The sequence below is a fragment of the Stenotrophomonas sp. I18B00994 genome (assembly GCF_014145825.1).
Taxonomy (GTDB): domain Bacteria; phylum Pseudomonadota; class Gammaproteobacteria; order Xanthomonadales; family Xanthomonadaceae; genus Stenotrophomonas; species Stenotrophomonas maltophilia.
The window spans coordinates 1-12,717 of sequence record NZ_JACIUW010000004.1 but is presented as its reverse complement, the minus strand read 5'-3'; the positions used below and the strand labels follow the sequence as shown (position 1 = coordinate 12,717).

Sequence of the window (12,717 nt, the reverse complement as noted above, 5' to 3'; positions counted from 1 at the left end):
CTCCCCCGCCGCCCTGCGGGGTTGCGCCACATTCACCGGTTGATTCACCATCGGCAAAAGAGGAGAGCGTGATGAACTGGAAGCATGCGGTTTCACTGGCGCTGTTGTTGTCCGCTTCATCAGCCGCAAGTGCTGCGTCTGCGATCACCTACGACAAGGATGGCCGCTACGGCTATTCGATGAACCAGTCTTCCCTCACCACTGCGATGCAGCAGTCGCTGCACTACTGCGCAGCGCGATCGCGCAATTGCGGTCAGTCCGCCAGCACCACCAGCGAAGGCTATTCGGCCATAGCGACCGGCACGATTGCGTTGGGCTTTGCACTGGGCGAGAAGACGGCGGACGCCGCGCAGCGGAAGGCCGAAAGAATGTGCAGGGAACGTGCCAACGACTGCACGCTCGCGTTGCTGTGGCGGGAAATTCCACCTCGTCACATTGAACCGCCACAGCTGCCGGGTACACCCGCTCCGGCACCGGCGACGACACCCGCGCCCATGCCAACGCCTGCCTCCCGCACCGATCAGCCAGGATAGTCAGCTCCACGCTGCGAGTGTCGGATAAAGAAAAACGCCTGCAGATCGAGGATCTGCAGGCGCTTCTTTGTATCTGGCGGAGTGAGAGGGATTCGAACCCTCGATAGAGCTTTTGACCCTATACTCCCTTAGCAGGGGAGCCCCTTCGGCCACTCGGGCATCACTCCGGGGTTTTCTCCGCGTCTGGTGCGTTGCACCTCAGCGGGGCGTGAATCATAACGTTAATCGAGTGCGAAGGTAAAGCGTTATTCGGCAGAATTTTCGCTACCGGTGCCACCGGCTTCGTCACCGCGCTGGATGCGCTGATAGATCTCTTCGCGATGCACAGCAACGTCCTTCGGCGCGGTGATGCCGATACGCACCTGGTTACCCTTGACGCCAAGCACGGTGACGCTCACCGAGTCTCCGATCATCAGGGTTTCGCCGACGCGGCGAGTCAGGATCAACATTTTTGTAAGTCTCCATGGAACCGTGTGGAAGGGTATCCCCCACCGGCTTGACGCTCCGTCAAGAAGCGCTACCACGACAAAGGGAAAAGATTCGCAATGGTACCGTCAGCCGTCCCGCTCCTACAAGGAGGGGGACGGCCAGGTTCATCACAGGCGGGGGCTGACCCATTCGACGACTGCAGCCAGCGCAGTGGCAAGGGCGGGCCCGTCCTCGCCACCACCCTGGGCGAGGTCCGGGCGTCCGCCGCCCTTGCCCCCGATCTGACTGGCGATATGGGACAACAGTTCCCCGGCCTTGACCTTGCCCATTGCACTGCCGTTCACACCCGCGACCAGGGCGGCCTTGCCGTCCTGGGCGCCGGCCAGCACGATCACCGCGTCGCCCAGCTGCTGCTTGAGGCGGTCCATGGCGTCACGCAGGGCCTTGGCGTCGAAGCCCTCCAGGCGGGCAGCCAGTACCTTCACGCCAGCAACCTCGACGGCCTGGCCGGACAGATCGGCCGTGGCACCGGCGGCGACCTTGGCCTTCACGGCCTCCAGTTCGCGCTCCAGCTGCTTCTGGCGCTGGCCGAGGGCACGGATCTTCTCGACCACGTCGGCAGCGCTGCCACCGAGCAGTTCAGCGGCCTCGGCCAGGCGGGCCTCTTCGGCGTCCACGTAATCCAGCGCACCCTGGCCGGTAACAGCCTCGATGCGGCGCACGCCCGCGGAGACGCCGCCCTCGGAGGTGATCTTGAACAGACCAATGTCGCCGGTACGGTTGACGTGGGTACCACCGCACAGTTCGGTGGAGTAGTCACCCATCTTCAACACGCGCACGTGCTCGCCGTACTTCTCGCCGAACAGGGCCATCGCGCCGAAGTCCAGCGCTTCCTGCATGCCCATGTTGTGTACTTCGGCGGCGTTGTTGGCGCGCACCTGCTGGTTGACCTTGCGCTCGATCACGGCAAGCTCTTCCGCGCTGATCGGCTGGAAGTGCGAGAAGTCGAAACGCAGGCGGTCCGGAGCGACCAGCGAGCCCTTCTGCTGCACGTGGCTGCCCAGCACTTCGCGCAGGGCGGCGTGCAGCAGGTGGGTGGCCGAGTGGTTGAGGATGGTGGCGCCACGGCGCTCGCCATCGACCTGGCCGGAGAGCACGTCGCCGACCTTCAGGCCGCCTTCGGACAGGGTGCCGACATGGCCATGGAACTGGCCGGCGAACTTCTGGGTGTCGTCCACCGGCAGGCGCACGCCGTTGCCGGTCAGTACGCCGGTGTCACCGACCTGGCCGCCGGACTCGGCGTAGAACGGGGTCTGGTTGGTGATGACGATGACTGCGTCACCGGCATCGGCCGACTGCACCGGACGGCCGTCCTTGAGCAGGGCCAGCACGGTCAAGCCGTCAGCCTGCAGGCGGTCGTAGCCCAGGAACAGGGTCGGGCTCAGGGTCGCCACCAGCTCAGCGGGCAGGGTCACGCCACCACCGAACTTGCCGGCCGCGCGCGCGGTCTCGCGCTGCTGCTCCATCGCGGCATCGAAGCCGGCAATGTCGACGGTCAGGTCGCGCTCGCGGGCGATGTCCTGGGTCAGGTCGAGCGGGAAACCATAGGTGTCGTACAGGCGGAAGGCGTCAACGCCCGGGATCACGCCATTGCTGGCCTTGCCCGCGACGTCCTCGAAGATCTTCATGCCGGCATCGAGGGTTTCGGCGAAACGCTCTTCTTCGGCCTGCAGCGCACGGGTGACGGTGTCCACCGCAGCCGGCAGTTCCGGATAGGCTTCGCCCATCTGCTCGACCAGGGTCGGCACCAGCTTGCTGAAGAACGGCTGGCGCACGCCCAGCATCCAGCCGTGGCGCAGTGCGCGGCGGATGATACGGCGCAGCACGTAACCGCGGCCTTCGTTGGACGGCAGCACGCCATCGACGATCAGGAACGAACAGGCACGGATGTGGTCGGCGATCACGCGCAGCGACTTGTTTTCCAGGTCGGCGGTGCCGGTCAGCTCGGAGGCCTTGCGGATCAGGGCCTGGAACAGGTCGATCTCATAGTTGGTGTGCACGTGCTGCAGGATCGCCGCCAGGCGCTCCAGGCCCATGCCGGTATCCACGCACGGCGCCGGCAGTGGCACCAGGGTGCCGTCGGGCTGGCGGTCGAACTGCATGAACACCAGGTTCCAGATTTCGATGAAGCGGTCGCCGTCTTCATCCGGGGAACCCGGGGGGCCACCGGCGATATGGTCACCGTGGTCGTAGAAGATTTCGGTGCACGGGCCGCACGGGCCGGTGTCGGCCATCTGCCAGAAGTTGTCCGAGGCAAACGGTGCGCCCTTGTTGTCGCCGATGCGCACGATGCGCTCTTCCGGCACGCCGACCATGTCGCGCCACAGCGCGTAGGCTTCGTCATCGGTCTGGTAGACGGTGACCAGCAGGCGTTCGGCCGGCAGCTTCCAGACCTGGGTCAGCAGTTCCCAGGCCCAGGCGATCGCGTCCTTCTTGAAGTAGTCGCCGAACGACCAGTTGCCCAGCATTTCGAAGAAAGTGTGGTGGCGCGCGGTGTAGCCGACCTGGTCGAGGTCGTTGTGCTTGCCGCCCGCGCGCAGGCAGCGCTGGACGTCGGCCGCGCGCACGTAGCTGCGCTTTTCCGCGCCAAGGAACACGTCCTTGAACTGCACCATGCCGGAGTTGGTGAACAGCAGGGTCGGATCATTGCCCGGCACCAGCGGCGCCGACGGCACGATGGTGTGGCCTTTGCCCTTGAAGAATTCAAGGAAGTCGCTGCGGATCTGGGAAGTCGTGAATTTGGCGGATGCGTTCATTGGGGGCTGGCAGTCTGCGGGCCGGCGGACCCGGACCACCGGCCGCGTTGGCCAGGGTCGCGAGGGACCGCCGAAAACCTAAAGGGTATCAGGCCCGGCGCCGCCAGTCTCAGTCATCCGGGTCGTAGCGGGTCGCGCGGCGGATGCTGTCGCCGTCGAAGCCCCGCCGGGCCAGCAGATCGGCAGCCTTGCGCCGCTGTGTCAGGTCCTGCGGGCCGGCCTCGCCAAAGCGTCGGCGGACCAGATCACGGGCGTTTTCCTGCCAGTCGCCTTCGTAGCTGTCCATCGCTGCGGCAATCGCGGCACTGTCCAGGCCGTGGGTCCCCAGCTCGGCGCGGACATGGATCGGCCCATAACCGGTGTTGGCGCGCATCCTCACCAGGTTCTCGGCAAAACGGGTGTCGTCCTGCCAGCCGGCCTCGGTCAACTTGGCGACAGCGGCCTGCGCGGCTTCGTCTTCGATGCCACGGGCGGTCAGCTTGCGGGTGAGTTCCTTGCGCGAGTGCTCGCGGCGGACCAGCAGGCCCAGTGCCCGTTGCACGGGGGTCTGCTCACGCGGCCGGCGCTTGCGGCCGGTCGGAATGTCTTCGGCGTCGGACATGGGTACTCCAAGGGTGGCGCCATCCGTGGCGCCCAGCCCATCCCTGGGCGATTCGAACCTGCGGGACAGGGCAACGTCACTGACGGCGCCACCCTGCCCCACAGCAAGCCTTATTCGTCTTCGCCTTCGTCGTCGCCTTCCTCGCGGGCCGCTTCGGCCGGCTGGAATTTCTCGCGCAGCTCGGCCTCGAGCTTGGCGGCGACAGTCGGGTTGTCGCGCAGGTAGCCGCGGGCGTTGTCCTTGCCCTGGCCAATGCGTTCTTCACCGTAGCTGTACCAGGCGCCAGCCTTCTCGACCAGCTTGGCATCCACACCCATGTCGATCAGCTCGCCTTCACGGCTGATGCCTTCGCCATACAGGATCTCGGTGATGACCTGCTTGAACGGAGGTGCCAGCTTGTTCTTGACGACCTTGATCTTGGTCTGGTTACCGATGATCTCGTCACCCTTCTTGATCGCGCCGATACGGCGGATGTCCAGGCGGACCGAGGCGTAGAACTTCAGCGCGTTGCCACCCGTGGTGGTTTCCGGGCTCTGGCCCGGCATCATCACGCCGATCTTCATGCGCAGCTGGTTGATGAAGATCACCAGGGTGTTGGAGCGCTTGATGTTGCCGGTCAGCTTGCGCAGCGCCTGGCTCATCAGGCGGGCCTGAAGGCCTGGCAGCTGGTCGCCCATCTCGCCTTCGATTTCGGCCTTCGGGGTCAGCGCGGCAACCGAGTCGATCACCAGGATGTCGACCGAACCCGAACGGACCAGCATGTCGGCGATTTCCAGCGCCTGCTCACCGGTATCCGGCTGCGACAGCAGCAGGTCGTCCACGTTCACGCCCAGCTTGGCGGCGTAGATCGGGTCCAGCGCGTGCTCGGCGTCGATGAACGCCGCGGTGCCGCCCATCTTCTGGCATTCGGCGATGGCCTGCAGGGTCAAGGTGGTCTTGCCCGAGGATTCCGGCCCGTAGATCTCAACGACACGGCCCTTCGGCAGACCACCAATGCCCAGCGCGATGTCGAGCATCAGCGAACCGGTCGGGATGGCTTCGACGGGTTCGACCACGCGGTCGCCCATGCGCATCACCGAGCCCTTGCCGAACTGCTTTTCGATCTGGCCCAGAGCTGCAGCGAGGGCGCGCTTCTTGTTCTCGTCCATCGGATTGGTCCTTGCAGAGGTCGTGTCGTTGGAGGTGCTGTCTTTGGGGGTCTTCTTTGCCATGGGTTCACTTTAAGTCGGACGTATCGCACAGGCTGAGATTCTGCCCGGCGCTCTGAAAAGAATTATCGGACATCCGTACCAACCTCAGTGGAACCAGAGAATCGCCACAAAAGACCGCGGGGTAATGCGCTATGGAACGGGTCAACGGTTGGGCCGCAGCAGGCCGCAATAGAGGCCCTCGATCGCGAAGTCCTGATCCGGCAGCACCTCGATCGGCTTGTAGTCGGGGTTGCGCGGCAGCAGGCGGATACGATCCTTGGCGATCTTCAGCAGCTTGACCGTGATCTCGTCATCGATGCGGGCCACCACGATCTGCCCGGAATGGGCGTCGCGGGTACGATGCACGCCGATCAGGTCACCGTCGAAGATGCCCTCGTCGATCATCGAATCGCCCTGCACCTTCAGCAGGTAGTCCGGCGCTGGCGAGAAGAACACCCGGTCCAGCACCACGAAATCGTCCGAGCCGATGTCGGCGCCGATCGGGAGGCCCGCCGCAACCCGGCCGAGCACCGGCAGGCGCAGCACACTGTCGGGCAGGTCCGGCTCGGCCAGCTTCTCGACCGGCGGCGCCTGCATCAGGCGGATGCCGCGGGCCTGGCCCGGGATGCGACGGATCGCACCGGCCTGCTCCAGGGCTTCCAGGTGGTACTGGGCCGCGCGCACGCCCTTGAAGCCGAACGCACGTGCGATTTCAGTCTGCGAGGGCGGCGCGCCTTCGCTCTCGATACGCTCGGCGATCAACTGCAGGATCGCCTGCTGGGTGTCGGTCAGGTCCATGTTTAGTAGTATTACTACTAATATCCGGGACTGCAAGTGCCGCAAACGACATGGAGTGGTGCGGGCCTGTTGGGCCGAGGCATGCTCGGCAAGCGTCGCCGGGTATGGCCCAGCACCAGGAGCAAAGGCAGCCGACCAGCGGTCGGCTCTACAGGAATCGCGCAGCGATTCCGCGGTTCCCGTTGGGAACCGCTGCGGTAAACACACTCACGTGTGTTTACCGCTTCTCCATATCGAGAACAGGATCCACACGCCGCAGAAGCCGGCGCCGATGAAGCCGCAGACGCCCAGCGCCAGCAGCCAGCGGCTGGAGACGCCGCCGACGCTGTGCATCACGATCGAGGAACCGATGATCAGCGCAGCAGTGACGATGCCCATCACCAACCGGTTCGCTGCGCGGTTCACCTGTTCGCCGAAGCCCTGCAGCGCCGTGGTTTCCACCTTCAACTGCAGGCGTCCCCGGCGCGCCGCCTGCACCAGCTTGCGCAGGTCGCGGGGAAGCTCACCGGCGAAGTCGACCAGGCCCAGCAGGCTGCGGCGGCCGCGCTTGAGCAGCGCCTTGGGCGCATAGCGCTGCAGCACCACCCGCTCCAGGAACGGGCGCGCGGCACTGGCCATGTCGAAATCCGGGTCCAGCTGCCGGCCCATGCCTTCCAGGGTCAGGAACGCCTTGATCATCAGCGCCAGGTCAGCCGGCAGGGTCAGGCTGTAGCTGCGCAGCAGCTGGGTGATGTCACCCAGCATCAGGCCGATGCGCAGGTCCTTCAGCGGCACGCCACGGTATTGATCTACGAACTGGCTGATGTCGTGCTGCAGCCGGTTCTCGTCCACCTCAACACCGCCGGCCCAGTCCAGCAGTACGTCGGCCACGCCCTGCGGGTCCTGCTCGACCAGCCCGTGCAGCAACTGAGCCACCTGGAAACGCCGCACTTCCGACAAGGCGCCGACCATGCCGAAATCGATCACGCCGATGCGGCCGTCACGCAGGTAGATGATGTTGCCGGGGTGCGGGTCGGCGTGGAAGCTGCCGTCCTCCAGCACCATCTTCAGCACGATGCCGGCGCCACGCCGTGCCAGCTCGCGCCGGTCCAGGCCCGCCGCATCGACGCCGGCCAGGTCTCGGCCAGGAATGCCGTCGACGAAGTCCTGCACGTTCAGGCTCTCGCAGGTCCACTGCCAGTGCACCTTCGGAATCAGTATGTCGTCACGGCCGCTGAAGTTGCGCGCGATGCGCTCGGCATTGCGGCATTCGGCAGCGAAATCCAGCTCGCGGCGCAGCGACACGGTGAACTGCTGCACGACTTCGGCCGGGCGGTAACGACGCAGGTCCGGCAGTCGCGCTTCAACGATCTCGGCCAGGCGGGCCAGCAGACGCAGGTCGGCCTCGACCACATCGCGGATGCCGGGGCGCCGCACCTTCAGCACCACCTCGCGACCATCATGCAGGCGCGCGCGATGGGCCTGCGCCAGCGAGGCGGCAGCCATCGGGGTTTCATCGAGGAACGCGAACACCTCTGCAGGCGGTGCGCCAAGGTCGGCCTCGAGCTGCTCACGGATGTCCGCATACGGCAGCGCAGGTACCGCGTTCTGCAGTTCGGACAGCTCAGCGATCCATTCCGGCGGCAGCAGGTCAACGCGCGTCGCCAGCACCTGCCCGAGCTTGACGAAAGTGGGACCGAGATCCTGCATCGCGCTGCGCACGCGCACCGGTGCGGTCATCCGCAGCAGTTCCTGCCGCTCCTCGTTCCAGTGCAGAAGGCGCCCTGCCCGCTCCAATGTGCTGGCCAGGCCGATGCGCCGCACCACGTCGCCGAAGCCATAGCGGATCAGGACGACGGCAATTTCCTGCAGTCGGCCCAGGTCACGGACCGTGCCCAGCGTTTCCCACATCATGCGTGCTCCGGACGATTACCGGAGCAGCATGTCACAGCTGGGCGTCGATACCGCGCAATGCCGCCGCCACGGTTTGCCGGCGGATGGCTTCGCGGTCGCCATCGAACTGGAACAGCTCGGCGCGGGCATAGCCGCCCCGGCGCTTCCAGCCAATCCAGACGCTGCCGACCGGCTTGTCCGGGCTGCCGCCGCCGGGACCGGCGATGCCCGTCACCGCGACGGCGATGCCGGCACCCGAATTGACCAGCGCACCGGACACCATTTCCAGCACGGTTTCGCGGCTGACCGCGCCGAACTGCTCCAGGGTCTGCGCGCGCACGCCCAGCAGGCGCTGCTTGGCTTCGTAGCTGTAGACCACCATGCCGCAGTCGAAGAACGCCGAGGAACCGGCGATATCGGTCATGCACTTGGCGATCCAGCCACCACTGCAGCTTTCAGCGCTCACCAGCTGCAGCGAAGCCTGCTGCAGGCGCTGCCCGAGCGCGGCGGACTGGGCGTTGAGGTCGGCGTCGGTGGGGATGGACATCGGCATGACGGTGGGGTGAAGAACCTGCACGTTGTACCGCAGATGACAGGCGGATGTCGCGCCCCTCCAGCACGGTGGTTGCCGGCCAGCGGCCGGCACTACCGGGGATTGGCCGCTACCTCACCACTCCGGCAGCTTCTCCGGCAGCAGCGCCCGGATCGGCGCGCCGTCGGCACTGGCAGCCAGCTTTTCGGCTTCGGCGATCGGCAGGTCGACCTGCAGCAGCCAGCCGTCTTCATCGGCCTGCTCGCTGCGGATCACTTCCAGCTGGTGCAGGCGCGCGCGCAGGCGGCCGGCATCGGGTGGCAGGCGCAGTTCGCCGGTGACGTGCTGCAGGCCCAGCCGCTTGCCCAGCACCGCCTGCAGCAGCTCCAGGCCCTGCCCGTCGCGTGCGGAAATCCACACCCGCTCGCGGCGCGATTCGTCCGGGATGCCATCCTGGCCGTCGTGGCGGACGTCGGCACCGTCGATGCGGTCGATCTTGTTGAACACCAGCAACTGCGGCAGGTCACCGGCACCGACTGCGGTCAGTACCTCGTCGACCTGTGCGATGCGCTCCTCGCGGTGCGGATCGGCGGCGTCGACCACGTGCAGCAGGAAATCCGCCTCGCGCGCCTCGGACAGGGTCGAGCGGAACGCCGCAACCAGGTCATGTGGCAGGTCGCGGACGAAGCCGACGGTGTCGGCCAGGACCACGTTGCCACCCGGAACCGCAATGCGGCGCACGGTCGGATCCAGCGTTGCAAACAGCTGGTCGGCGGCATAGGCCTCGGCGCCGGTCATGGCGTTGAACAGGGTCGACTTGCCGGCGTTGGTGTAGCCCACCAGGGCCACGCGCGGCAGTTCGCTGCGCACGCGTGCACGGCGCATCTGGGTGCGCTGCACTTCCACCTTTTCCAGGCGTTTCTGCAGCTGTTCGACCCGCTTCTGCAGCAGGCGGCGGTCGGTTTCCAGCTGGGTTTCACCCGGGCCGCGCAGACCGATCGAACCACCGCGCTGGCGCTCCAGGTGGGTCCAGCCGCGCACCAACCGCGTGGCCAGGTGACGCAGCTGCGCCAGCTCGACCTGCAGCTTGCCCTCGTGGCTGTGCGCACGCTGGGCGAAGATATCCAGGATCAGGCCGGTACGGTCGATCACCCGGCGCTCCAGGAACCGTTCCAGGTTGCGCTCCTGGCCCGGGCTCAACGCATGGTTGACCAGGATCAGGTCGGCACCGCTGGCGTCGGCCGCGGCCTTGATCTCGTCCAGCTTGCCGCTGCCGATCAGGGTCGACGGATTCGGTCGGTCCAGGCGCGCAGTGATCGTCGCGGCGATGCTGGCCCCAGCCGAGCGGGCCAGATCACCGAATTCTTCCAGCACATCGTCTTCCAGCTTGCCGAAATGGGGCTGGATCAACAGGGCGTGTTCGCCCTTTTTCGAGCGGTCAAACATTCACCGCTCCGGTCTTACTCGTCTGCTTCATCACCTGCCTGACCACCTTCACCCGACTGCACGTAACCACCGCCCGGACCGACCTTCACGTTGCGTGCCGGAACGACCGTGGAAATGGCGTGCTTGTAGACCATCTGACTGACCGTGTTGCGCAGCAGGACCACGAACTGGTCGAACGACTCGATCGTGCCCTGCAGCTTGATGCCGTTGACCAGGTACACCGAAACCGGCACGCGTTCGCGCCGCAGTGCGTTCAAGAAAGGATCCTGCAGCGATTGCCCCTTGGACATTGCACACTCCTGATTATTGTTCTTATTGGGTTGCCGACGGTTGCCACGGCCCCCGAGCCGCCCGCCGACCGATGATGTTACACGGCTGGCGGGGGTTCAGCGTGCGACGAAGGTCGACACCGCGCCGGCCAGGCGCTCCCCATCGACATGGGGGTCGAACCAGCGCGCATCAAGCTCGCCGCGCAGCCAGGTCAGCTGGCGCTTGGCCAGCTGCCGGGTGGCGAAGATTGCCTTGTCACGGAAACGGGCGGCATCACCCTCCCCGTCCAGGTATTCCCAGGCCTGGCGATAGCCAACCGCGCGCACCGCCGGCAGGTCCAGCGGCGCCGTCACGGCGGCCATTTCCGGCATTGCACGCAGTGCCCGCACCTCGTCCAGGAAGCCCTGCGCCAGCATGGCGTCGAAGCGCGCCTCGATGCGCTGGTGCAGTACCGCGCGGTCACGCGGGGCGAGGATCAGCTTGAGGGTGCGCACCGGCAATGGCGCGACGCCCGGCCGGCGCTGCCATTCACTGATCGGCGTGCCGGTGAGGCGATAGACCTCCAGCGCCCGCTGGATGCGTTGCGGGTCGGTGGCATGGATACGTGCGGCTGCGGCTGGATCGACCTTGGCCAGTTCTGCGTGCAGTGCCGCCCAGCCCCGCTCGGCCGCCTCGGTGCTGAGTGCTTCGCGCATCACCGGGTCGGCCTCCGGCATCGGCGACAGGCCCTGCAGCAGGGCCCGGAAGTACAGCCCCGTGCCACCTGCCAGGATCGGCGTTTTGCCGCGTGCCACGATGTCGGCCACGACGCGGCCGGCATCGGCGGCGAACTCGGCCGCCGAATAGGTCTGCCACGGATCGCGCAGGTCCAGCAGATGGTGCGGCGCCTGCGCCCGCTCGGCCGCATCCGGCTTGGCCGAGCCGATATCCAGATGCCGGTAGACCAGCGCCGAATCGACGCTGACGATCTCGCCATCCAGCTGCTTCGCCAGGGCGATCGCGGTGGCGGTCTTGCCACTGGCGGTCGGCCCCATCACGGCGATCGCCAGTGGCCGCCGGTCGATGCCCATCAGTCTTCGTCCGGCCAGCGGATCGTCGGCGTGGCGTCGGCGCGCGGCGTTGGCACGGCCTCGACTGCCTGCCAGATCTTCAATGCATCAACGGTGGCGGCCACGTCATGCACGCGCACGATGCGTGCGCCACGCTGCACCGCGATCAGGTGCGCGGCCACCGAGGCGGCCACGCGCTCGGACGGCGTGTCGCGACCGGTCAGTTCGCCCAGGCTGCGCTTGCGCGACAGGCCAGCCAGCATCGGCACGCCCAGCTCCAGGAACCGCTCGGAGCGTGCCAGCAGGGTCATGTTGTGGGCGGTGGTTTTGCCGAAACCGAAACCGAGATCGATCAACAGGTTCTTCTTCGCAAAGCCCGCCATCTCGGCAGCGAACAGGCGCTGGACCAGGAAGCCGTGCACCTCGGCGACCACGTCGTCGTAATGTGGATCGGCCTGCATGTGGCCTGGCTCGCCCTGCATGTGCATCAGCACCACCGGCACGCCGGTTGCAGCGGCGGCGTCCAGCGCCCCTTCCTGACGCAGTCCGTAGATGTCATTGATCATGCCGGCGCCAGCCGCCACCGCCGCGCGCATCACTTCCGGCTTGAAGGTGTCGATGCTGATCGGCACCCGGGTGCGTGCGGCCAGCTGCTCGATCACCGGAATCACCCGGCGCAGTTCCTCCTCCACCGATACCGGCGCAGCGCCCGGCCGGGTCGATTCGCCGCCGATGTCCAGCAGGTCCGCGCCCTCCTCGACCAGCTTGAGGCCATGTGCGACCGCGGCCTCGGTGGTGTCGTGCGCGCCGCCATCGGAGAACGAGTCCGGGGTGACGTTGACGATGCCCATGACCCGGGCACGGTCGAGGCGCAGGATGCGGCCGGCGCAATCGAGCTGGGGCGAGGTATCGAACATGGGCAATCCTGCAGGGACAACGGCGGGTAGTTTAGTTCGGCAGGGCGGCGCCCTGCACCCGCAGAGGCCAGAGCAACAGCAACAGCGGGTTTCCTGTGGGATGGCGGGGTGGGTCCAGTTGCGGGGGACGCCGTAAATACGTCCATGTAGCAACTGTGTTGATGGAGGGACTTGGCCCCTCCATGAGACGGGCACGGTAGTGCCGGCCGCTGGCCGGCAGCCTTTGGTCTTGCGCCCTGGCTGGCCTTAGGCAGGGACCAGCCC

The 12,717-nt window shown here is 66.4% G+C and carries 12 protein-coding genes and 1 tRNA gene; 1 reads left to right on the top strand and 12 read right to left on the bottom strand.

Features of this window, described 5'->3' with window-relative positions; genetic code table 11:
- The first annotated feature begins 71 nt into the window (after window positions 1–71).
- Window positions 72–533 carry a DUF4189 domain-containing protein gene (locus H4O10_RS05415; RefSeq protein ID WP_080354117.1) on the top strand — a complete coding sequence of 154 codons (462 nt, stop codon included), beginning with the start codon at window positions 72–74 and terminating at the stop codon, window positions 531–533.
- Window positions 534–607: 74 nt separating this feature from the next.
- Here H4O10_RS05415 and H4O10_RS05410 read toward each other — a convergent pair.
- The 12 genes from H4O10_RS05410 to folP form a co-directional block, all read right to left on the bottom strand.
- A tRNA-Ser gene (locus H4O10_RS05410) sits at window positions 608–700 on the bottom strand.
- A gap of 78 nt (window positions 701–778) precedes the next feature.
- On the bottom strand, window positions 779–982 hold the full coding sequence (csrA, locus tag H4O10_RS05405; protein ID WP_004152909.1) for a carbon storage regulator CsrA: 204 nt from the start codon (window positions 980–982) through the stop codon (window positions 779–781).
- Between the two features lie 147 nt (window positions 983–1,129).
- Window positions 1,130–3,778 carry an alanine--tRNA ligase gene (gene alaS / locus H4O10_RS05400; protein WP_049397331.1) on the bottom strand — a complete coding sequence of 883 codons (2,649 nt, stop codon included), beginning with the start codon at window positions 3,776–3,778 and terminating at the stop codon, window positions 1,130–1,132.
- A 109-nt stretch (window positions 3,779–3,887) separates the two neighbouring features.
- A complete protein-coding gene (gene recX, locus H4O10_RS05395) occupies window positions 3,888–4,379 on the bottom strand; it encodes a recombination regulator RecX (RefSeq protein ID WP_005409024.1) in 492 nt (163 codons plus the stop codon).
- 110 nt (window positions 4,380–4,489) lie between these two features.
- Entirely contained in the window at window positions 4,490–5,527 is a 1,038-nt protein-coding gene (gene recA / locus H4O10_RS05390; RefSeq protein ID WP_005412937.1) for a recombinase RecA, read from the bottom strand.
- Between the two features lie 204 nt (window positions 5,528–5,731).
- The gene (gene lexA / locus H4O10_RS05385) at window positions 5,732–6,367 is read right to left on the bottom strand and encodes a transcriptional repressor LexA (protein ID WP_044569808.1); all 636 of its coding nucleotides are present in this window, start codon (window positions 6,365–6,367) and stop codon (window positions 5,732–5,734) included.
- Between the two features lie 207 nt (window positions 6,368–6,574).
- Complete coding sequence (gene ubiB, locus H4O10_RS05380) at window positions 6,575–8,257, bottom strand: 2-polyprenylphenol 6-hydroxylase (protein ID WP_012479735.1); 1,683 nt, start codon at window positions 8,255–8,257, stop codon at window positions 6,575–6,577.
- 34 nt (window positions 8,258–8,291) lie between these two features.
- The gene (locus H4O10_RS05375; RefSeq protein ID WP_044571262.1) at window positions 8,292–8,786 is read right to left on the bottom strand and encodes a nicotinamide-nucleotide amidohydrolase family protein; all 495 of its coding nucleotides are present in this window, start codon (window positions 8,784–8,786) and stop codon (window positions 8,292–8,294) included.
- Window positions 8,787–8,906: 120 nt separating this feature from the next.
- Complete coding sequence (gene hflX / locus H4O10_RS05370; protein WP_005412934.1) at window positions 8,907–10,217, bottom strand: ribosome rescue GTPase HflX; 1,311 nt, start codon at window positions 10,215–10,217, stop codon at window positions 8,907–8,909.
- 14 nt (window positions 10,218–10,231) lie between these two features.
- Complete coding sequence (gene hfq, locus H4O10_RS05365) at window positions 10,232–10,507, bottom strand: RNA chaperone Hfq (RefSeq protein ID WP_004152891.1); 276 nt, start codon at window positions 10,505–10,507, stop codon at window positions 10,232–10,234.
- A gap of 96 nt (window positions 10,508–10,603) precedes the next feature.
- On the bottom strand, window positions 10,604–11,557 hold the full coding sequence (gene miaA / locus H4O10_RS05360; protein WP_012479733.1) for a tRNA (adenosine(37)-N6)-dimethylallyltransferase MiaA: 954 nt from the start codon (window positions 11,555–11,557) through the stop codon (window positions 10,604–10,606).
- On the bottom strand, window positions 11,557–12,453 hold the full coding sequence (gene folP / locus H4O10_RS05355; protein WP_012479732.1) for a dihydropteroate synthase: 897 nt from the start codon (window positions 12,451–12,453) through the stop codon (window positions 11,557–11,559). Before folP ends, miaA begins: the two co-directional genes overlap by 1 nt.
- Window positions 12,454–12,717: the final 264 nt, after the last annotated feature.

Excerpts from the sequence above, each read along its gene's own strand:
- H4O10_RS05415 (WP_080354117.1), top strand. The coding sequence starts at position 72 with ATGAACTGGAAGCATGCGGTTTCACTGGCGCTGTTGTTGTCCGCTTCA.
- csrA (WP_004152909.1), bottom strand. The coding sequence starts at position 982 with ATGTTGATCCTGACTCGCCGCGTCGGCGAAACCCTGATGATCGGAGAC.
- alaS (WP_049397331.1), bottom strand. The coding sequence starts at position 3,778 with ATGAACGCATCCGCCAAATTCACGACTTCCCAGATCCGCAGCGACTTC.
- recX (WP_005409024.1), bottom strand. The coding sequence starts at position 4,379 with ATGTCCGACGCCGAAGACATTCCGACCGGCCGCAAGCGCCGGCCGCGT.
- recA (WP_005412937.1), bottom strand. The coding sequence starts at position 5,527 with ATGGACGAGAACAAGAAGCGCGCCCTCGCTGCAGCTCTGGGCCAGATC.
- lexA (WP_044569808.1), bottom strand. The coding sequence starts at position 6,367 with ATGGACCTGACCGACACCCAGCAGGCGATCCTGCAGTTGATCGCCGAG.
- ubiB (WP_012479735.1), bottom strand. The coding sequence starts at position 8,257 with ATGTGGGAAACGCTGGGCACGGTCCGTGACCTGGGCCGACTGCAGGAA.
- H4O10_RS05375 (WP_044571262.1), bottom strand. The coding sequence starts at position 8,786 with ATGTCCATCCCCACCGACGCCGACCTCAACGCCCAGTCCGCCGCGCTC.
- hflX (WP_005412934.1), bottom strand. The coding sequence starts at position 10,217 with ATGTTTGACCGCTCGAAAAAGGGCGAACACGCCCTGTTGATCCAGCCC.
- hfq (WP_004152891.1), bottom strand. The coding sequence starts at position 10,507 with ATGTCCAAGGGGCAATCGCTGCAGGATCCTTTCTTGAACGCACTGCGG.
- miaA (WP_012479733.1), bottom strand. The coding sequence starts at position 11,557 with ATGGGCATCGACCGGCGGCCACTGGCGATCGCCGTGATGGGGCCGACC.
- folP (WP_012479732.1), bottom strand. The coding sequence starts at position 12,453 with ATGTTCGATACCTCGCCCCAGCTCGATTGCGCCGGCCGCATCCTGCGC.